This window comes from Novosphingobium sp. NFX11 (genome assembly GCF_057376415.1).
In genome coordinates this window covers 961,667-981,321 of the sequence record NZ_CP080385.1, presented here as the reverse complement: position 1 = coordinate 981,321, position 19,655 = coordinate 961,667, and the positions used below count along the sequence as shown (strand labels likewise).

The 19,655-nt window shown below is 64.1% G+C and carries 15 protein-coding genes and 2 pseudogenes; 8 read left to right on the top strand and 9 right to left on the bottom strand.

Going from position 1 to position 19,655, the window contains the following annotated elements:
- Window positions 1-339: 339 nt before the first annotated feature.
- A complete protein-coding gene (ltrA, locus tag KZO24_RS22225) occupies window positions 340-1,662 on the top strand; it encodes a group II intron reverse transcriptase/maturase (protein WP_486486653.1) in 1,323 nt (440 codons plus the stop codon).
- Window positions 1,663-1,814: 152 nt separating this feature from the next.
- Here the strand turns inward: ltrA and KZO24_RS22220 are convergent, their stop codons facing one another.
- From KZO24_RS22220 to KZO24_RS22205, 4 genes are all read right to left on the bottom strand, one after another.
- Complete coding sequence (locus KZO24_RS22220) at window positions 1,815-3,275, bottom strand: CYTH and CHAD domain-containing protein (protein ID WP_486487229.1); 1,461 nt, start codon at window positions 3,273-3,275, stop codon at window positions 1,815-1,817.
- An 89-nt stretch (window positions 3,276-3,364) separates the two neighbouring features.
- Window positions 3,365-3,811 (bottom strand): barstar family protein, encoded by a 447-nt coding sequence (locus KZO24_RS22215; RefSeq protein ID WP_271182274.1) that lies wholly within the window; start codon window positions 3,809-3,811, stop codon window positions 3,365-3,367.
- Complete coding sequence (locus tag KZO24_RS22210; RefSeq protein ID WP_486487228.1) at window positions 3,808-4,845, bottom strand: extracellular catalytic domain type 1 short-chain-length polyhydroxyalkanoate depolymerase; 1,038 nt, start codon at window positions 4,843-4,845, stop codon at window positions 3,808-3,810. The genes KZO24_RS22215 and KZO24_RS22210 overlap by 4 nt, the downstream gene beginning before the upstream one ends.
- Window positions 4,846-5,055: 210 nt before the next feature.
- Complete coding sequence (locus tag KZO24_RS22205; protein WP_379525723.1) at window positions 5,056-5,901, bottom strand: helix-turn-helix transcriptional regulator; 846 nt, start codon at window positions 5,899-5,901, stop codon at window positions 5,056-5,058.
- 99 nt (window positions 5,902-6,000) lie between these two features.
- Here KZO24_RS22205 and KZO24_RS22200 point away from each other — a divergent pair, with 99 nt between their 5' ends.
- Window positions 6,001-6,900 (top strand): SDR family oxidoreductase, encoded by a 900-nt coding sequence (locus KZO24_RS22200; RefSeq protein WP_271182271.1) that lies wholly within the window; start codon window positions 6,001-6,003, stop codon window positions 6,898-6,900.
- A 31-nt stretch (window positions 6,901-6,931) separates the two neighbouring features.
- Here the strand turns inward: KZO24_RS22200 and KZO24_RS22195 are convergent.
- A pseudogene (locus KZO24_RS22195) lies at window positions 6,932-8,098 on the bottom strand (FAD-dependent monooxygenase); the annotation flags it as partial.
- Here KZO24_RS22195 and KZO24_RS22190 point away from each other — a divergent pair.
- From KZO24_RS22190 to KZO24_RS22175, 4 genes are all read left to right on the top strand, one after another.
- Entirely contained in the window at window positions 7,980-8,480 is a 501-nt protein-coding gene (locus KZO24_RS22190; RefSeq protein WP_271182269.1) for a lactonase family protein, read from the top strand. The pseudogene KZO24_RS22195 and the gene KZO24_RS22190 overlap by 119 nt on opposite strands.
- Complete coding sequence (locus KZO24_RS22185) at window positions 8,477-10,108, top strand: tannase/feruloyl esterase family alpha/beta hydrolase (protein WP_486487227.1); 1,632 nt, start codon at window positions 8,477-8,479, stop codon at window positions 10,106-10,108. The genes KZO24_RS22190 and KZO24_RS22185 overlap by 4 nt, the downstream gene beginning before the upstream one ends.
- Before the next feature lie 148 nt (window positions 10,109-10,256).
- Window positions 10,257-11,378, top strand: a complete 1,122-nt coding sequence (locus tag KZO24_RS22180) for a lactonase family protein (RefSeq protein WP_271182267.1) — start codon at window positions 10,257-10,259, stop codon at window positions 11,376-11,378.
- Between the two features lie 17 nt (window positions 11,379-11,395).
- A complete protein-coding gene (locus tag KZO24_RS22175; protein ID WP_271182266.1) occupies window positions 11,396-11,764 on the top strand; it encodes a glutathione S-transferase N-terminal domain-containing protein in 369 nt (122 codons plus the stop codon).
- Window positions 11,765-11,902: 138 nt separating this feature from the next.
- On the opposite strand, the gene KZO24_RS22170 is transcribed toward KZO24_RS22175, so the two are convergent.
- Window positions 11,903-13,999, bottom strand: a complete 2,097-nt coding sequence (locus tag KZO24_RS22170; protein WP_486487226.1) for a TonB-dependent receptor — start codon at window positions 13,997-13,999, stop codon at window positions 11,903-11,905.
- A gap of 483 nt (window positions 14,000-14,482) precedes the next feature.
- On the opposite strand from KZO24_RS22170, the gene KZO24_RS22165 reads away from it, so the two are divergent.
- Window positions 14,483-16,354 carry a hypothetical protein gene (locus KZO24_RS22165; protein ID WP_486487225.1) on the top strand — a complete coding sequence of 624 codons (1,872 nt, stop codon included), beginning with the start codon at window positions 14,483-14,485 and terminating at the stop codon, window positions 16,352-16,354.
- A 65-nt stretch (window positions 16,355-16,419) separates the two neighbouring features.
- Here the strand turns inward: KZO24_RS22165 and KZO24_RS22160 are convergent, their stop codons facing one another.
- Both KZO24_RS22160 and KZO24_RS22155 read right to left on the bottom strand, forming a co-directional pair.
- Complete coding sequence (locus KZO24_RS22160; protein WP_373877739.1) at window positions 16,420-16,602, bottom strand: hypothetical protein; 183 nt, start codon at window positions 16,600-16,602, stop codon at window positions 16,420-16,422.
- A gap of 38 nt (window positions 16,603-16,640) precedes the next feature.
- On the bottom strand, window positions 16,641-17,333 hold the full coding sequence (locus KZO24_RS22155) for a dienelactone hydrolase family protein (RefSeq protein WP_271182263.1): 693 nt from the start codon (window positions 17,331-17,333) through the stop codon (window positions 16,641-16,643).
- 388 nt (window positions 17,334-17,721) lie between these two features.
- Between KZO24_RS22155 and KZO24_RS22150 the strand changes: the two are divergent.
- Window positions 17,722-18,105: pseudogene (locus tag KZO24_RS22150) on the top strand (aldehyde dehydrogenase (NADP(+))); the annotation flags it as partial.
- Window positions 18,106-18,143: 38 nt separating this feature from the next.
- Here the strand turns inward: KZO24_RS22150 and KZO24_RS22145 are convergent.
- Window positions 18,144-19,376, bottom strand: coding sequence for a LysR family transcriptional regulator (locus KZO24_RS22145; RefSeq protein ID WP_271182262.1), 1,233 nt, complete (start codon window positions 19,374-19,376; stop codon window positions 18,144-18,146).
- Window positions 19,377-19,655: the final 279 nt, after the last annotated feature.

The following is a 19,655-nucleotide window of genomic DNA, read 5'->3' as shown; positions in this document are numbered from 1 at the left end:
CCGCAACGTGAGTGAACGCTGAGCAATCCTCGAAAAGGACGATGTGCAGGCCGACCCGTTAACCCTTACGGGGAAGGTTGATATGGACGGGCGAGTTTGAGCGACGTTGAACCCGTCTGCTGCACCGGGGTAGTGGCGACAGCATGTACGCAAGGAAAGTGCACGCAACACGGGAAGCCCCATCGCGTGCCGGGTGATCGGCAACTGGACGCCCGCGAGGGAGGGAAGGGCGCAATGGGGTGGCGGAGAGGCCCGTAGTACCGAGGAAGCCGGGTAATGTCGGTGGAGGGAAGGAGCCTCAGTTCAAGATGAACGCAGCAAGTGGTGAGGGGCAGGAGATTGGGTAACCTATCAACTCCGATAAGCGTCCAGAAACTGCAGAAGGCGTTGCACGCGAAAGCGAAGGCAGAAGTCGGCTATCGGTTCTACGCGCTGTACGACAAGATTAGCCGCAATGACATTCTGGCTCATGCCTATGCCCAGTGTCGTTCCAACAGGGGCGCGCCGGGTGTGGATGGTCAGGACTTTGCGGGTATCGAGGACTACGGCGTCGAGCGATGGCTGGCGGAACTGGCGCTTGCGCTCAAAGAGGAGACGTACCGACCGGAACCGATCAGACGGGTCTACATACCAAAAGCCAACGGCAAACTCAGGCCGCTGGGCATTTCCACCGTGCGGGATCGGGTCTGCATGACGGCAGCGATGCTGGTGCTTGAACCGATCTTTGAAGCCGACCTCCCACCCGAGATCTACGCCTACCGAGCCGGGCGCAACGCCCAGCAGGCCGTGGTCGAGGTGGAGGAGCAACTGTTCTATGGCCGACCGGATGTCGTGGACGCCGACCTTGCCGACTACTTCGGCAGCATCCCCCACCTTGAGCTGATGAAATCGGTATCGCGCCGGATCGTTGATCCGCGCGTTCTGCATCTGATCAAATCCTGGCTGGAATGCGCTGTCGAAGAAACGGATGACAAGGGCAGGAAGACACGAACGACGCAGGCCCGCGATCAGCGGCGCGGCATCCCGCAAGGATCACCCATCTCACCACTGCTGGCAAATCTCTACATGCGCCGGTTCGTTTTGGGGTGGCGGAAGCTCGGTCTTGGGCAACGTCTAGGCGCGCGGCTCGTCACCTATGCTGATGATCTCGTGATCCTGTGTGCGAAGGGCAATGCGGAAGCTGCGCTAGATCACATGCGCAGGATCATGGAAAAGCTGAAGCTGACAGTGAATGAGGAAAAGACACGTATCTGTAAGGTGCCGGACGAGACGTTCGACTTTCTGGGATACACGTTTGGTCGGATGTACTCCGCGAAAACCGGCAAAGCCTACATGGGCCACCGGCCATCAAAGAAAAGCATCCAGCGCGTGATCGCTACGATCCACGAGCTGACAGACCGAGCGCGTACATGGCAGGATACCACATACCTTGTGGCCAAGATGAACCGGGTGCTGCGCGGATGGGCCAACTACTTCTCGGTTGGAACCACGAGCAGGGCATATCGGGCTATCGACAGTTACACAGTGGTGCGGTTGCGCCGGTGGCTGCGGGCCAAGCACAAGACCAGACGAAAGCGCGAGGGAGCCTATCACGACCCTGAGCTGTACGAGCGCTTCGGCCTCGTACGTCTGGCGAACTTGGCCGCAGCCCGCCGTGGGTGAAGGCGTGATATCTTGTCCGAGAGCCGGATGCGGGAGATCTGCACGTCCGGTTCGATGAGCAGGGAGTGGAAACGGATCGTCTGGCAAGCCCCACAGGCGCGCCGCACGACACCGCGCCACTTCCTGACTCTACCGACGTCGGTAAGCGGCCGCTACGTCCAAAACCGCTTGGCGTCGATCAGCGTGTCGTGGTGCTCTGCGGCCTGCTCCAGCAAGGCGGTCTTGGCCTTCTGGTCAGCCGCGCGCTCCTCCGCATCCGCGCTGGTCACGCCGAGCCGCCGCAGCGTTCGGGATGCAGCGGACAAATCGTTGAGGTCACCGAGGCTGTCCTGCAGGCCTTCGAGCGCTGACAGGAAGCGCTTGAACCGCCTGCGATCCCTTTTGCGGTCGTACAGCGCAGCGAAGAATTCCGCCGCGTAGCGCAGTTTCTTGGATGACTTGCGCAGTTCGTGACGGCTGTCGTCATCCATTGCCTCAAGGTCATTGCCCTGGCGCTTCACCTTTTTGCGCATCTTGCGCAAGGTTCTCGCCGCGAAGCCGAGCACCGGTGTCGTCCGGGCTTCGGCGTTGACATCGTCGAACAGCCACTCGCCCATGCTCATCCATTCGACGAGATCGATCATGAGACGGCGCGTCCGCACCGATTGCAGGGTGCTCCCCGCCCCCTCGTAGGCGTTCACCCGGGCCTCCAGCAATTGTGCCCTCACCTCCTCCTCCCCGGTCCGCTTGAGCAGCACGTCGATGTCGCGTGCCTTCCCGAGTTCGGCTGCCACCAAGCGCAGTTCCGCATTGAGCCTCGGAACAGTGCGATCGGCGAACACGCTCTTGTGGATGGTGAGCGCGGATCGCAGCCGCCGGATCGCGATGCGCGCCTGATGGAGCGCTGCCGTGTCCCGGTGATCGAACACGAGCGGGACGTTGAGCCGGTAGTGTCTCAGGCAGTCGAAACCGATGGCCTGCAGCGCGCTGGCCGCCGTCATGCCGTCATCTAGCGCCACGCGGTGCGCCTTGGAGGCAGCAAGCGCGGGGCCGAGGAGGCGGTAGCCGCGCTCGGCCTTGCTCATCACGCCAAGCTGGACCGGGGCGACCGCGTCGATTGTCCGGGCAAGTGCGAAGATCGCGGCCGGGTCACCTTCCTTGTGCTCCAGTTCGACCTCGACGAACGGCGTCTCGCGATCTCCGGCAATCACCCGTCCTTCATCGAGCGAAATCTCGATGCCGCCGCTCATCCACTGGCGGCGTTCGTTCTCGACGGTGAAGACAGGCACGATCCCGTCGATGCCGTTACCGACCAGCGCGCAGACCGGGCTCGTATGATCGAGCACGGGCTGATCGTCGGTAACGTCGAACTCCCATTCGGGACGTACGAACAAGCCGGCGGTCGTGCCGGAGGCCTTGACCGTCTGGACCCGGCGCTCGCCTTCCCGGCGGATGCGCAGCGACAGCTCACCGCGACGCAGGGCCTGGTCGGGCGTGTCGAAATAGATCGCACGCTGTGAAACGGCGATCGGCGCGTCAGCCAGCAGCTCCGACGCACCGAGCGCTGCCATGCTCGCTGCATCCAGTTCCAGCTTGAGCTCCATTTCCATGCCTTCGGATGGCTTGGGGATCATCAGTTCGCCTCTCGTCCTGCCTTATCGGTGACTAAGGGGTGAGCAGGCAAATCGTGACAGCGCGCGCGCCCATCGATCGCTTTTCCAGCTCATGCGGGCACGATCTCTATATTGGGATGGTCCGCGAAGATCTGCATCACGATGTCGAAATAGGTGGTCCCGCCGCCGCTCTCCAGCGCGGCCAGTTGATCGACGATGGGGGAGCCGTTGAACATCGTTCTCGTCCCCAGCCGTTCGCGCAGGAAGGCGCAGGTCGCTTCCCGGCCCAGCGCGGCGCGAGCGGCGGCGATGTCCTTCCAGACCATGCGGACGGGCTCGCGGCCTTTGATGGCGCCGTAACCGCCGTAGAGCACGTCGTTCAGCGCATCGAGGCTTTCGGCCAGTTGCCAGGCTTCCCCTACCATGAGCAGCCGGTTCATTTGCGCATAGAACGACGCTATGCCGGTCATGGTGCTGCCATCGATCTCGAACTGCCTGGGCGCAATCGCGCGTCCGTCATCCCGGTTCTGCGATGCCGGCGTCGTTTCCGACTTCAACTCGCCCTCCTTTGCGACAGGAAGAAGCGCATCATTTCGCGCGAGGCGTCAGGCCCCAGAGGGTCGGTGTAGGACGCAAAGGCGCTGCCGCCCGACCATTCATGGCCGCTTCCGTGGATGGTCCAGTCCTCGAGCAGGATGTTGCCGCCTGACGAGCGGTAGACCTTCCGAGTGAAGTCCCGGCCCTTGCCGGATTTCCCGTAATACGTGCGCGAAACCAGCGGGCCGGGCTGCGATCGCTCCAGCGTGTTGAGGAAACCGGCGGCGTTGGAAGGGTGGACGACGCGGTCCTCGTCTCCGTGGAAGACGATGGTGGGCAGCGGCCGCGCCGCTCTGCCGGTCGATCTGGCCCGTCCTTCCCCACGCATGGCGGCGAGCGCTGAGGGCAAAGTCCGGATCGTCCCGCGCGCGACACCGGAATGGACGCCGACTGCCGTGAACACGTCCGGATAGGCGCTGCCGATGATCGCGGCGGCCGAACCACCTGCTGAGATGCCCGCGATGAAGACCCGTTTCGGGTTGCCCGCAGCGATCGCGAGGACATGGCGGACCAGCGCGGCGATCAGCGCCGGTTCTCCCTCGCCGCGCGCCTGGTTCCTCGGCCGGTGCCAGTTCCAGCACCGGGCCAGGTTCGCCCGCTGCGACTGCTGCGGATAGAGGACCACGCAACCCAGTTCGTCGGCCAGCGCATTCATGTCGGTGCCGGTCGCGAAGTCGGATGCCGTCTGCGAGCAGCCGTGCAGCATGACGACGAGGGGGAAGCCCCGCCGCTTCGGCCCCCGCGGCGTGTATAGCCGGAAGCTGATCTTGCCGTGCGCGCAATCGAACTCGTGGGTGCCGAAAGTCCCGGGCGCCGGGCGCACCTGCCGGGCCGCCGCAGGCTTTGCGCCGGGACGCCGGGGTGCCTTCGGGGATCTGGTCTTGGCGGGTGCCGGGGGCTGCAACCCGCCCTGCATGGCGATCAGCGCCGACATCGGGCGGCCCTTGCGGACGAGGCGCGCTGCTTTCGAAAGAGTCTTGAAAAGATCGGCCATCGCGCCTTGGTTAGGCTTCCTTGCTTGCATTGAAGCTACAGAAGAGGCGAGCATCGCAGACCCGGTGCCGGATGTCACCCTCCGGCCATAAACTCGCCATTCTCTGCATGGCCATTCTTGGGTATCCAGAAAGAGAAAGCCGACGGGCCGCACCTAGAAACGGAAAATCGGCAGTGGAGCGACCCGCAAGGGTCGACCTCAGCATTGCCCTTAAAACCCAACTCCCTCTGGAACACGGCCAGCTTCAAGAAAAGCCTTCAGGCGGCTGGCCGTTTCGGGGGTCGCCGGATTGTAGATCATCATAACCAGATCCTGCCGTCCCTCGACGGAGAAGGTGGAGAATTCCAACTCGACGGGTCCAATTTCAGGATGGTGCAGGCGCTTCGCGCCTTCGCCATGCCCGACCACCTCATTATCCCGCCACAGGGCTGAGAATTCGGGGCTCATGGCGGATAGCTCATCGACAAGCTGGCGGATTTCCGCGCCAGCGCCCGCTCTTGCGGCATCCGCGCGGAACGCTCCGACCACGAAGCGCGCCACGCTGTACCAATCCTCCTGCGCCGCCTTCACCCGGGAATCGGAGAACATCAGGCGCAGGATGTTGCGGTCCTGGCGTGAAAGGCGTGAATAATCGGTCAGGACCACCGCAGCAGCCCTGTTCCATGCCACGACATCCCAGGTCGCCGTCCGGATGATCGCGGGACTGGTCGCAATGGCGTCAAGCACGCGCTGCAACCGGGGCGATATGCCTGCCGGCTCGCTATAACGCACTTCCGGCGGATGGCCGAATGCAAGGATATGGAGATGTTCGCGCTCCGGCTCGGTCAGCATCATTCCGGCCGCGATGCGCTCGATCACATCCGCGGAAGGCGCGCCACCACGGCCCTGTTCGAGCCAAGTGTACCAGGTCGGGCTGATATTGGCGCGCTGCGCCACTTCTTCGCGGCGAAGTCCCGGCGTCCGACGGCGATCGGTCGAGAAGCCGAACGTCGCCGGGTCAAGCCGCATGCGGCGATCGCGCAGGAACTGGCCGAGGGCGTTGTCGATTTCCACCAGAAGTCCAGACTGTTGAGATCTATACCATGATAAGATCACTACTTTAACAGGAAGGTATGCAGGCGGATAGGTTCTCCGAACACTATCGGAGTATCGATGATGCGTATTTTTCTCACGGGTGCGACAGGCTTCATCGGGTCGCGCATTGTGCCCGAACTGCTGGCCGCAGGCCATGACGTGCTCGGCCTGACCCGATCCGAGGCCGGCGCAGCCTCCCTCGTTGCGGCGGGTGCGCAGGCGCATCGGGGTACGCTGGAGGATCTGGACAGCATCCGCGCCGGGGCGGTCAATGCCGATGCCGTGATCCACACCGCGTTCGATCACGATTTTTCCAACTTCGTCGCAAATTGCGAGAAGGATCGCCGTGTGATTGCGGCGCTGGGGGCCGTGCTGAAAGGAAGCGAGCGTCCACTTCTCATCACCTCAGGCACGGGCATCGGGGATCCGGGCGATGGCACGCCTGCCGTGGAAGATGTGCTGAACCTCCATCACCCCAACCCGCGCATCGCTTCGGAAATGGCTGGACAGGCACTGTTGGAGGACGGCGTGAATGTGGCGGTGATGCGCCTGCCGCAGGTGCATGACACGGTGAAGCAGGGCCTCATCACGCCCTATATCCAGATTGCGCGGGAGAAGGGGAGCGTGGCCTATGTCGGCGATGGCGGCAATCGCTGGCCTGCCGCGCATGTCCTCGACGTGGCCAAACTCTATGCGCTTGCGATCGAACGGGCACAGGCCGGCGCGCGGTACCATGCGGTGGCTGAGGAAGGCATATCCGCCCGTGCGATTGCGCAAGTCGTGGGTGTCGGCATCGGCCTGCCGGTCATATCACTGGCTCCGGAGGATGCGCCGGAGCACTTCGGATGGTTTGCCATGTTCGCTGGCCTCGACATGCCTGCGTCGAGCAGGAAGACGCGTGAACTGCTGGATTGGCATCCTGTCGGTCCCGACATGCTTACCGATCTGGAGGCGATGGATTACGCCGCGATTCCGGCCTGATGAATTTGGTGGGGGCTAGCTGGACCAGCAGGCTCCCGCCCAGATCATAGCCCACCGTCACACCCCAGACGCGCTCGGCGAGATAGGTCGCGCCGTCCGGTGTCGCGATCAGGTCGCAGACGATGGCGCGGAGTGCGCGCGTGCTTTGACACGGCCGCATCAACGCAACTTGCGCGCGCGACCAGTCGAGGATCTGCTCGGCCAGCGGCCGGCGCTCATGCTGATAGCTGTCCAGAAGCCCGGGGGCAGCGTTGCCGCGGACCGTCGCGGCAAGTTTCCAGCCAAGGTTCATCGCATCGCCAAGACCGAGGTTGAGGTTGAGGCCTTGACCGCCGAGCGGCGAGTGGATGTGCGCGGCATCGCCTGCGAGCAGTACCCGTCCGCGCCGATATTCGGTCGCCAGATAGGCTCGATCCGTCCAGGTCGTGGCACGTCCGATCGCCGTCAATTCAACGTCGGCACCGGAGATGCGGCGCAGTACCGCCTGGAGATGATCGCCGGTAACCGGCTCTCTGCGGTGATGCGCGCCGCCATCGAACTCGACCATTCTGACCATGTCGGGAAGGTCGAAGATGTAAGCGCCGGCGGGCGTATCGTGGTGGCCAGGCTCCAGCATGGACGGGTCGGCGAACTGGACCTGGGCAAAGTAGCCCGTGAATTCGGGATCGGTGCCGGTGAAGCCGAAACCGGCCGCCTTGCGCACGGCGCTGCGACCACCATCACACCCGACGAGCCAGCCGCCCCGGAATGTCTCCGCACCGGCGCAGACGGTCACGTCGTGATCCGTCGCATCCACGCCCCAAACGCTCAGGCCATATTTGGTCGCAACCCCCAGTTCCTCCGCGCGGTCTGTCAGTACGGTGCCGATACTCTCCAGATCGGCGGGCATGGGCGTGGCCGAATGTGGCAGGCGATAGGGCCATCGCGTCTGGTCGATCTGGTCGAGAAGGAAGTCGATTCCGGCAAAATGTCCGCCAGGTCTGCGCTCCTCCTTCATCCAGGGCGCCGCGGCTGCGATCTCCCGCCCGGGAATCCGCGCTTTCAGGGACTCGAGCAGGCCTCTCCTGTCGAAACTGTCGATGGTCGGCACGGAGAGACCGCGCAGTCCGAAGGGCGCGCGCTTCAAGGGTGTGGGCAAGTCACTCGCCTGTTCGATCACCAGCACCGAACAGCCGGCCAGCCGTAGCTCGCAGGCCAGGAAGAGACCGACGGGGCCAGCGCCGGCACGCTCGACCTCGTCGTCCGGCTTCGCGGGAGAAAGGAGCGCGTCCGAGCTTGCGATCAGTGCCGACGGAACCATTCTCTACCTCACCGACCGGGGCGAGAACACGATCGTCGTTCACGCCATCGACCCGGAGACCGGCAAGCTGACCTTCCTTCAGCGGATCGCCTGCGGCGGCGAATTTCCCTGGCACTTCGCCATCGCCCCATCAGGTTCCTGGATGCTGGTCGCCAACGAGCGGTCCAACCGCATCGAGGTCTTCAGCATCGATGCCGCCACCGGCCATGTCGCTCCCACCCGCAACGGTCTGGACATGCCCCGGCCCGTTCATATCCTCTTCGCTGGAGAGATCGCATGACGAAGACATCGGGTATGACGCGCCTATGCGCGATCGCCCTGTCGCTGGCCGGCGCGGTGATGGCAGCCGCGGCGTCCGCCCCGGCGCAGGCCGCTTCGGCTTCGGACTGTGGCGGTGTTCTTCAAACGTTGAGCGCGCGGGCGGAAGGTGCGCAGGCGAAGCTGGTCGGGGCATCGGAGCTGCAGCTCAAGGGAACGGACTGGGAGCGCGCGCCCGGGATGAACATTGTCGGGCTTGCGACCCAGGCTCCCAACCCGTTCTTCTGCCGGGTCTCCTTCGTGCTCAAGCCGACCCCGGCATCGGCGATCCGCACAGAGGTCTGGCTGCCGGCGAACGGCTGGAACGGCAAGTTCTTGGGCCTCGGCAACTTCTTGGGCCTCGGCAACTTCTTGGGCCTCGGCAACTTCGGTTGGGGCGGCTCCATCCCGTTCGGGACGATGATGACTGGTCTCGCGCAAGGCCATGCGGTTGCTGCGAACGATACCGGTCACGACGAAACCACCGGCCATGGCGGACGTTTCGCGCTGGGACAGCCGGAAAAGCTTGAAGACTACGCGGGGCGCGCCAATCATCTGATGACTGTGCAGGCAAAGCGGCTCGTCGCGCGCTATTTCGGCCGGGCAGCAAGCCGATCATACTTCATCGGGTGTTCGCTTGGCGGCCTGCAGGCGCTCATCGAAGCGCAGCGCTATCCCGAAGACTACGACGGCATAGTCGCCGGGGCGCCGCCGAACCCGCTGGCCGCCTTCAACGCCGCACAGATCTGGCCGCAATGGCTTCTCGCCCAGGATCCCGGGCGGTTCATTCCGAAGGAAAATTATGCCTCGATCACGGCTGCAGCGATCGCCGCATGCGCTGGGCCAGTCGGCAAGGCGCAGGGCTTCATCGACAATCCCGCGACCTGCGCCTTCCGTCCAAGCCAGCTTCTCTGCAGGGACGGTGCCACCGCCGGGTGCCTCAACCCCAGGCAGATCGAGTTCCTCGACCTAATGTACCGCGGACCGGTCGATCCCAAGAGCGGGCACCTGATCTTCGCGGGCCCCGCACTCGGCTCCGAGGGGCAACTCGGTATGTTCGCCAGCGGCAAGGAATTTACCAACGCCGCCGATTTCTTCCGTTACGCTGCATTCCAGTCCGCCCAGTGGTCGCCGCTCACGATGGATTGGTCCAAAGACGTCATCGCAGCCGAAGTTAGCACCAAGGGAAAGTTCGCCGTCGCGCCCGATCTCGGTGCCGTCTTGCGGCGGGGTGGCAAGTTGCTCCTTTACGTCGGCTGGAACGATTACCACCACCCCGGTGACCTGATGGGTTGGCACGATGCCGTGATGGCTAGGGGCACAGCCGGTGGCATCGATGCCCGTAGCGGCCTGCGCCTGTTCGTTCTGCCAAGCATGGACCACTGCCAGGGCGGGCCCGGCTGCGACACGTTCGACAAGCTGGGTATCATGGATGCCTGGTCGAGCGGACGGAAGGCACCGGAATTCTTTGTCGCCAGCAAATTCGACAACGGCAAACTGGTCAGGCAGCGACTGACCTGTGCCTATCCGCTGGTCGCCCGGTATCGCGGGACCGGCTCCATGGACAAGGCGTCGAGCTTCTCGTGTGAACAGGCAGGCGACGCGAATTAAACTGCCGCGGCGGCATGCGATAAGGGACGAGCCGCGCCAGACCGTGTACCGATAGGTTCCGGTGTCGGGGTGATTGTATCTGATTGCCAAGGGGGCGTCGCCACGCGCAAAACGCCTACGCTGGGGCATGGAAGCGCGGAGAAGTGCAATGATACCCAAGACCTCGCTCGCCCTCGGCATCGCGGGTCTCACTTTGGCCGGCTGCCAGACGGTGTCTGGCGTAAGCTCGGACCGGACACTGGCGTTCATCGGTACGCAGGAGGCGGGACAGGGGCAGGGCATCGTCGCCGTCAGGCTCGACCGCAGAACCGGGGCGCTGACTTCGCTCGGCACGGCGGCGACGGTGGAGCGGCCGACATGGGTGCTGGCGGACCCCGCCCACCGGCGGCTGTTCGCGGTCAGCGAGGTGGGCAACGACGGCGCCTCGCAAGGCGCGGTGCTCGCCTTCGGATACGATCCCGCAAGCGGCGCGCTGACCGCCGAGGGGCGTGCGGCGTCGGGCGGCGGCGGGCCGACGCATCTGGCGCTCGGCGCTGCGGGCCGGCAGGTCTTCGTCGCCAATTACGGGAGCGGGCAGGTCGCGGCGATCCCGGTCGCGGCGGACGGTTCGCTGTCGCCCGGCTGGGTGGCGGCGCACGAAGGTTCCGGGCCGCACCGGCGGCAGAAGGGGCCGCATGCGCACGGCGTGACCGTCGATCCCTCGGGCCGCTGGGTGCTGTCACCCGACCTGGGGACGGACCGGGTCTATATTCATGCCGTGGCCGGCGGCGCGGCGACCTCCGCGACGCTCCCGCCGGGGTCCGGCCCGCGCCATATCGTCTTCGCGCCGGACGGGCGCCATGCCTTCCTGATGACCGAGATGGCGGGCACGATCTTCAGCTTCGCGTGGGATGCGGTGCACGGGCGGCTGACCGAATTGTCGCACCTCGCGCTCGACGGCCCGGATTTCGCAGGCGCGCCGAGCGGGTCGGAACTGGCGGTCTCGCGCGATGGACGGTTCCTATACGCCGGAAACCGCGCGGGGAACCGCATTCAGGTCTATGCGATCGGCGCGGGAGGCGTGCTGACGATGGTGCAGGGCGTGGACTGCGGCGGGCAGGTGCCATGGGGCTTCGCGCTGGACGGTAGCGGCAAGTGGCTGGTGGTGGCCAATCAGGGATCGGGCAACCTGGCGGTCTTCGCGGTCGATCCGAAGAGCGGGCGTCTTGACCTCAGGCCCGCACATCTCGACATCGCGAAGCCTACTTCGGTCGCGTTCGTCGGCCCCTGAACAGGACATAGCCCCCGATGACTAAGGATTTTCGCCCCGTCCTCTATCTCAAGGCGACGTGCCCGCATTGTCTGAAGCTGCGCGTGTTCCTGCTGGAAGCGGGCCTGCTGGACGGGTTCGAGCAGCGGATCTTCTCCGAAGGCGATGCGAACGAAGCCGCGATCCGCGCGGAACTGGCGCCGCACTTCGACAAGGTGACCTTCCCGACGGTGCAGCATGCGCCGGGCGCATACATGAAGGACTCTGACTCCATCATCGCGCATTATGCGCAGGAAGCCGGGATCGACCCGCAGGGCCTGCCGACCTTCCTTGCCTACGCGCACGGCGTCCTGCCGAAGTACATGGAAGTGCGGCGCGAGCTTGCCGCGTTGAAACGCAGCGCGTGACCAATCCTCCCCGAGCTTGTCTCGGGAGGTGGCGCCGCCGAAGGCGGTGACGGAGGGGGAATTGAGAGGCTCGCCCCCTCCACCACCCGCTTCGCGGGCGGTCCCCCTCCCCAAGCTTGTCTCGGGGAGGAATGAGGTTCAGAAATCGAACCCTGCGGTCACGCCATAAGTGCGCGGCGCGGCGTAGGTGCCGTTGTCGCCGCTGTTGGTGGCGCCGATCTGGGTGCGGTAGAACTCGTTGGTGATGTTCTTGCCCCAGAACCGCACGAACAGGTTGTCGGCGCTCGACCGCCAGGTCAGCGACGCATCCAGGGTGTTGTAGGCCTTCTGCTTCACCCGCTCGTCCGGCGAGCCCACGAAGCCGGAGTTGTAGTAGTAGTTGCCCGCGAGGGTGAACTTGCCGATCCCGGTATGCAGGTCGTACGAACCGCCGACCGAGGCGGTGAACGTCGGCGTGTTCTGCAGCTTGTTGCCCGATGCGTCGCCGATCAGCAGGCAGTTGCCGCCGAGCTGCGTATAAGGGCTGCCATTGGTGCCGAGGCACGTCTGCCCGGTCGGGATCGTGAAGCCCGCCGGGAGCGGGTAGGGCGTCGAGATGATCGCGGTGTCGAAGTCGGTATAGCGCGCATGCATCCAGTTGAGGCCGCCGAACAGGCGCAGGTCGCTGGTCACGCGCCAGGTCAGGTCGGCGTCGATGCCGTAGATATGCGCGCCGTCGGCGTTGTAGACGGTCTGCGCGCCCGAGATCACCTGCATGACCTGGATGTTCTTCTCGTCGTAGTAGTACCCGGCGAGGTTGAAGCGCACCTTGCGGCCGAACAGGTCGGACTTGATGCCCACTTCGTAGGCGTCCACCAGTTCCGGCTGCAGCAGCACGATCGGGTCCGACTGGGTGATGAAGGTGCCCGAGCGGAAGCCCCGGTTGTAGCTGGCATAGGCGAGCAGTTCCGGCGAGAAGCGGTGGTCGATCGACAGGCGCCACGTCACCTTCTTGAAGGTCTTGCCCTCGTTGATGGTGTCGCTGACGGTCAGCAACCCGCTGGGCGGGACATTGCCGTTGAAGGATACGTCGTAGGCCGAAAGGCTGCGCTTGTCGCTGGTGTAGCGTATGCCGGCGATCACATGGGTGCTGTCGCCCAGCGAGTAGGTGCCCTCGGCGAAGCCTGCGAAGCTGTCGAGCTTGATCGAATTGTAGTCGTCCACGTAGCCGTTGTTGCCGTACGTGAACAAGCCGGTGGTGCGCGACCCGTCGTTGCCCGCGTTGCCGTGCATGTAGAACCCGCCGAGCACCCACTTGAACGGCCCGCCCGCCTCGGAGACGAGGTTCACTTCTTGCGTGAACTGCTTGTCGTAGAGGTGGTTGTCCACCACGATCCGGCGCACGGTGGTGCCGTCGGGGTCGAAGTTGTAGTCGAAGGTGGAGTGGCGGTAGGCGGTGATGCTCTTGAGCGAGACGCCGCCCAGATCCTGCTCCAAGGTCAGGCTGGTGCCCCAGGCGCGGGTGTGCATGACCGGGTCGACGTCGGCCATGATGTCGCGCTCCGGGTTGCCCCCGGCGGCGATGATCTGCTGCACCACGTCCTGCCCCAGCGCGTTGGTGCTGAAGTTGCGGAAGGCGGGTGCGGCGGCGTCGCGGCCGTTGAAATCGCCCGAGAGGGTGACCTTGGTAAGCTCGCTCGGCTTCCACAGCAGCTTGGCGCGGCCGGCCCACGACTTGCTGGTCTGGATGTCGTTGCCGGTGAGCAGGTTCTTGCCGAAGCCGTCCTGCTGGTTGTCGTACTGGCCCGAAAGGCTGATCGCGACCGTGTCGGTCAGCCCGCCCGAGACGTAGGCGGCGGAATGGACGGTATCGTAGTTGCCGTAGCCGATCTCCGCCTTGCCGTTCCAGTCGAAGTCCGGCCCCAGCGTCGACATCTGGATCAGGCCGCCGGTGGCGTTGCGGCCGAACAGGGTGCCCTGCGGCCCCTTCAGCACGGCGACCTGGTCGGTATCGAAGAAGTTCTGCAGGATGCCGAACGAGGCACCGTAGTAGACCCCGTCGACATAGACCGCGACCGGGTTCTCGATCCCCGGTCCCTGTCCGGTGGCGCCGATGCCGCGAATGCGCGGCAGGCCGATGCCGCCGGTGCCGGTGGTGATGTTGAGCGCGGGCACCGCCGCCTTGAGGTCGAGCGTGCTGGTGACGCCCGCGCTGGCGAGCTGGTCGGTGCCGAGCGCGGTGATGGCGATCGGCACGTCCTGCGCGGATCTCGATGCGCTTCTGCGCAGTGACGATGATCTCCTCGACGCCGCTGCTGTCCGCCGTCTGCGATTGCCCAGCTTGCGCGGATGCGAACTGCGGCACCGCTGCCGTGAGCGCCGCCCCCGCCATCAGGGCATGACGCAAGGATATGGCGGCGGATGTACAGGTCTTCATCGTCGTCCTCCCAGACTCCAGCCCATCAGGGAGCTGGTAAATTTTACCGCTACGATATTTCGCCGGCTCCGCTTAAGGGCCCGGCCATGTGTGCAACACTGCAAAAGGGCAGCGGCGCGGCATCGATGTAATCCGGGAAAGGCAGGGAGCGGATATAGGCACTCGAACCTTGCTGATAACTTCGATGATGGCGCTGGTGCAAAGCCTCCCCGCTGTCGTAGCAAGAGCATCTGCACCGAAAATGGGCGGACAGCTCGGGCCGGGATCGAGAGATTGCCTGGATTATAGCAGGGGAGAGCAAAGTGAAGCGTAGAGATTTCCTGGCAGTCGTCCCGACCTCGATACTGCTGAGCAAGGTCGGTATCGCCAAGCCGCTGCCAACGAAGAAGGGCGTGATGCTGATGAACCGCATCGCGCCTTCGGTTTCCGAACTCTACGTCGCCGCTCTCGACGGGACGGATGAGCGCAAGGTTCTGGCCGAGAGCGCCTACGACTACAATGCGTCCATCTCACGTGACGGATCACGTGTGGTCTTCACCTCGGAGCGGTCGGGCGACGGCAATTCCAGCCTGTTTACGGCACGTGGCGACGGCACCGGGGTAAGGGCCCTGGAAGGCGGTCCCAGCGTGGACGATGCCGCAGCGCTTTCGCCGGACGGTAAGCATCTGGCGTTTGTCTCGACCCGCAACGGCTACAAGGCAAACATCTGGGTCATGGAAATATCGAGCGGCAAGCTCCTCCAGCTTACCGGCGTCGGCGATCTCGTCGGCGAGGCGGACAGCCCGGACTGCTATTATCGCCCGGCATGGTCGCCCGATGGCCAATGGATCGCCTTTTCCAGTGACCGCAACACCAGTTGGCGTGGCCATGACGAAGGTCATGGCTGGGAGCATACGCAGGAACTGGCCATCTACCGAATTCGTCCCGACGGGACGGGTTTCGTCAAAGTCAGCGCTCGCAAGGACTGGTGCCAGGGTTCGCCGACATGGTCGCCGGACGGCAGGCGAATCGCCTTCTACGAACTGACGACGGAAGCCACCTGGGGCGCACGACGTCCCGAATGGATCGGGAGAGTCACCTCCCAGATTGTTTCGGTGGACGTTGAAAGCGGCGAACGAATCGAGCACACCAGCACACCGGGCCTCAAAGTTTCGCCCTGCTATGTCACGCAGGACGAGATCGGCTATGTGGTCAAAGGCGGTCCCGAGGAAGGGATCGCCTATACTTCGGGGCGTCCAGGCTTCAAGCGCGAGGGCCTTCGGTCGCCTTTCTGGACGGCTGATCGGGCCTCGGTAATGTACGAGATCCAGACGTTTCGGCCCGTCCGCAAGCTCGACAAGCCACTGTATAGCTGGGATCCCAACTACGACTATCGCTTCATGGACGTGTTTCCCACCCTCTCGCGGCAGGGGGTACTGGCCTTTACGGAAAAGCAGACCGGGTTCTCCTCCATCGTGACGTGCAGACCCAATGGCTCTGAGCGCAGGGTCGTCTTCGACAACACCAAGGCGGGCCTCGATCCCGTTCTGGTGAAGAAGGGCCTCGCCGGTGCATTCCAGCCCAGTTGGTCCCCTGATGGCGAGTGGATCGTGTTTGGCGTCGGCGCCTGGTTCGGCGAGCGCGACCATGCCAAGGCGACGGTGATGCGCATCCGCAAGGACGGGACCGGGCTCGAACCGCTTACCGACGGCTTGGTGCATTCCGGCTTCCCCAGCTATTCTGCGGACGGCAAGGAAGTGGTCTACCGGGTGTGGGGTCAGGATGGCGAACGGGGCCTGCGGATATTGAACCTGACGACACGAAAAGTGCGCGTCCTTACCAAGGAGCTCGACAATCTTCCGGGATGGTCGCCCGATGGGAAACGGATCGTTTTCACCCGTAAGGTCGATGGCACCACGTTCCAGATCGCGACGATCAGACCCGATGGGTCCGGGTATAAGGAACTCACAACCGGCAAGGAGAGCGATGGCCACGCGGTATGGGCGCCGGACGGTCGCATCATGTGGAGCGGGTCGGCGCATGGATTCCGCGATGAAGCGGCGCTCTACGACAATACCTTCCAGCAGTATGGCCAGATTTACGTTATGGACGCAGACGGGCGCAACAAGCGGATCCTCACGGACAGCAAGTGGGAGGATCTGATGCCGCTCTATATCGACAGGTCGCTGCTCTGAAATTGTGCCGGAGGAAGGGAGGAGCGTTGCCGTTACGCCCTCCTGCCACTGTTCAGGCCTCCGGTTTAAGCGCCGCGTCGAGGAACGGGACCAGCGTCTGCCAGTGGCGCACGGCTGTGAGCCGCGGTGTCGCGCGGACCCCAGCCGTGCCTGGCCGGGTAGGTCTCGACTTTGTGATCGACCCCGGCGGCTTCTAATGCCGCCACCAGCGTGGCCTTTTGCGCGTCGGTGAAATTGTCGTCCTCGATCGCGCTGCCGACATAGACACAGGCCTTGATCTGCGCAGCTAGACGGTGAGGGCTCTACGGCGCGTCGGATGCCAGGCCGCCGCAATCAGGGCAAGCCGTCCGCCCATGCAATAACCGACGACCCCGATCGCCCCATTGGCCGTTTCCGGAAGGCAATCGATCGCGGCGATCACAGCGGCAGTGTCGGCCATCACATTGCCCGGCGTGGCGGTGGTCATGTAGTTTTGGCGGTGGGCGGCGCGCAGGGCGGGGTCGGTGAATACGATCTTGGGATCGACCGGCGCATAAGGCCCTGCGCGGTAAAACAGATCAGGAAGCAGCACTGCATAGCCGGATGCCGCGAGGCGATCGGCCATTTCCCGGATGGCCGGCCGGATGCCCGGCCCGTCCATGAATAAAATCACGGCCGGAAAAGCCCCTGGCGTTTCGGGGTAATGCAGCGTCGCGGGGCAGGCGCCGTCGGTGGTGGGTATTGTCAGTTCGCGGGGTGAGGGTCGCGGGCATGATTGTGATCTCCTCGGTAAGCTGCTTCGCTTTGACCGAGCCGGCCGTGCATGGGTGATAAGTCTTGGCAGGGGTGCAATCGGAATACCGCGCAGGCAAGCGCGATGGGGCGACAAATGCCTCAGGTGCGCCTCGATCGCGATTTCAATGGTATTGGATAGCAAACAAACATGGACGGCACTTTCCTGGTCGGCGCCAGCGCGGTCGCGCGCGGCGAGAAGTTTCACGCGGTTGACCCCGCCCGTGCAGAGGCCATGGAACCCCCTTTTCAGCATCGCTACTTTGGACAATGTTGCCCGGGCCTGCGCGCTCGCCGACGCGGCTTTCGATGTCTTCCGCAAGATCGTGCCAGAGGCCCGCGCGCACTTTCTTGAAGAAGTCTCAGTGCGGGTCGAGGGCATCGGTGAGCCACTGATCGAGCGGGCCATGGCCGAATCCGGATTGCCACTCGCACGCCTGACCGGGGAGCGTGGCCGCACGACCGGGCAACTGCGTCTCTTGCCAAATTGCTGCGTGAAGGCGCGGGCCGGCGTCGTCATTGAGCGCGCTCTGCCCAACCGCAATCCTCCTCGTGCGAACCTGCGTCAGCGCCGCATCGCAATCGGTCCGGTGGCGGTGTTCGGTGCGGCGTCCATCATCGTGCGGTGCACGTCGCTCGGCGAAATGCGGACGGTTCTTGCCGCGATGGAGGGGCAACTCACCGCGACCTTGCAGATGGACGATGGCGATATTGAAGCCGCACGAACGATGCTGCCGCTCCTCGAACGAAAGGTCGGACGTATCCTCGCTAACGGCTGGCCGACCGGTGTCGAAGTAAGCCGCGCAATGGTGCACGGCGGACCATTTCCGGCGACTTCAGACACGCGCACGACTTCAGTGGGCACGGCAGCGATCAAGCGTTTCCTGCGGCCGGTGTGCTACCAGGATCCGCCGGATGCGCTGCTGCCGCAGATCATTCGTAGCGATAACCCACTGGGTGTGCCTCGGTTCGTCGATTGAACGCTGGACAAGGGTTGGGGGCTCGACGGCCTTGGCGTCTACCCCGCCTTCCGGAGCTTGGGCACCGGGGCATTCGCATGGGCGCGGATCACTTCGATGAAGTCCGACTGGACCGGCGTTGGAAGCCAGTCGGCGCGGGTGGTGATGCCGATTGCGGGGACGGGTTCGATCGGGCTGCAGTGCAGTGTGCGAAGACCTTCTTCATGGGTCAGCTCATAGGACGTCATCAGCGTCAGCCGGTCGCTGCCTTTTAGCAGATGGCGGATCACCGGCAGGGCGCAGGTAGCAACATGGGTCTGCGGGCCATGCGTGCCCTCGAAGATGCGGTCAAAGCATGCGCGGCGACTGGATCCGGGCGTGCCGGTGATCCAATCGTACGCCATCAGTTCCTCGATGGTCACTTTCCCGGCACGGGCCAAGGGGTGACCCTGGCGGGCGACGACGGCATAAGGCGTCGCGACTAGCGGTTCGCACACCAACTCGGCAGGTGTCTCTTCGGGCAGGAGCCCCACCACGAAATCCACGTCCCCGGCGCGCAGGCACTTGTACATTTCAACTGCGCCTTCGTTCGTGATCCGCACGTCGGCACAGGGGTGACGTTCGAGGAAACGGTCCAGCACCGAGGCCAGCAGCACGGTGCCGCCGAACGGCATCGCGCCGATCACCACCGGCGTCGTGCTGCCGTCGAGAGCAGAATCGACTTCCATCACGCCCAGTTCGATCTCTTGGAGCGCCAGCTTGACGAGCAGGCCCAGCTTCATGCCCTGCGGGCTGACCAGCATGCCGGCGGCGGTGCGATAGAACAGCGAGACGTGGAGGTTCCCCTGCAAATCCCGGGCGGCGCGTTGGAGCGAGGCGGCGGAGATGTCGAAGCTGTCGCTCGCCTGTTCGAACGAGCCATGCTCCATAACGCCAACCAGCGTGCGCAGCTGCGAGCGTGAGAGGCGGTTGGTCATGGCACGCGCTGCTTCGCCGTTTATCGCTGCCCCGATCTCGATGATCGCGCGCTCGGTCTGTTCGAAGAAGCGCTTCACGCGGGCATGGAACACGAGGCCGTATTCGTTAAGGTAGCTGCCGCTGGCGCGCCGGTCGACGAGAGTTGCGCCCAGCTGCACCTCCATCTTGGCGAGGGCCTGCGTGACCGCGGGCTGCGACAGGCTGCATGCCTCCGAGGCGCGGCGGACGCTCTTGAGGTCGCCGATGGCCTCGAACAGACGAAGCTGGCGGAAGCTGAGGCTCTGGGCCCGTTCCTGGCTCGATGACTTGGTCATTTGTATGATCCTCTCTCGACGTGCTCGGTAGCGCGAAATTTATCGGTTCGACAACCCAGGGCAGGGGGTCGAAAGGCTTTCGCGGCTGCATCATGACATCGAGGCAAGGTAGCGGCACAACGACGAAGAGAAGTAAAAAGATCTTTTAGATTGTGGATGTTATGATCTCTGTCTCGCCCGCGATACCCTGACTCCGCAGTGCACCATCAGCGGATTCCAGCACCGATGAACCTATTGCTGGATGCGCAAAAATTATATCCTGATCGGCGTGAATCCTAT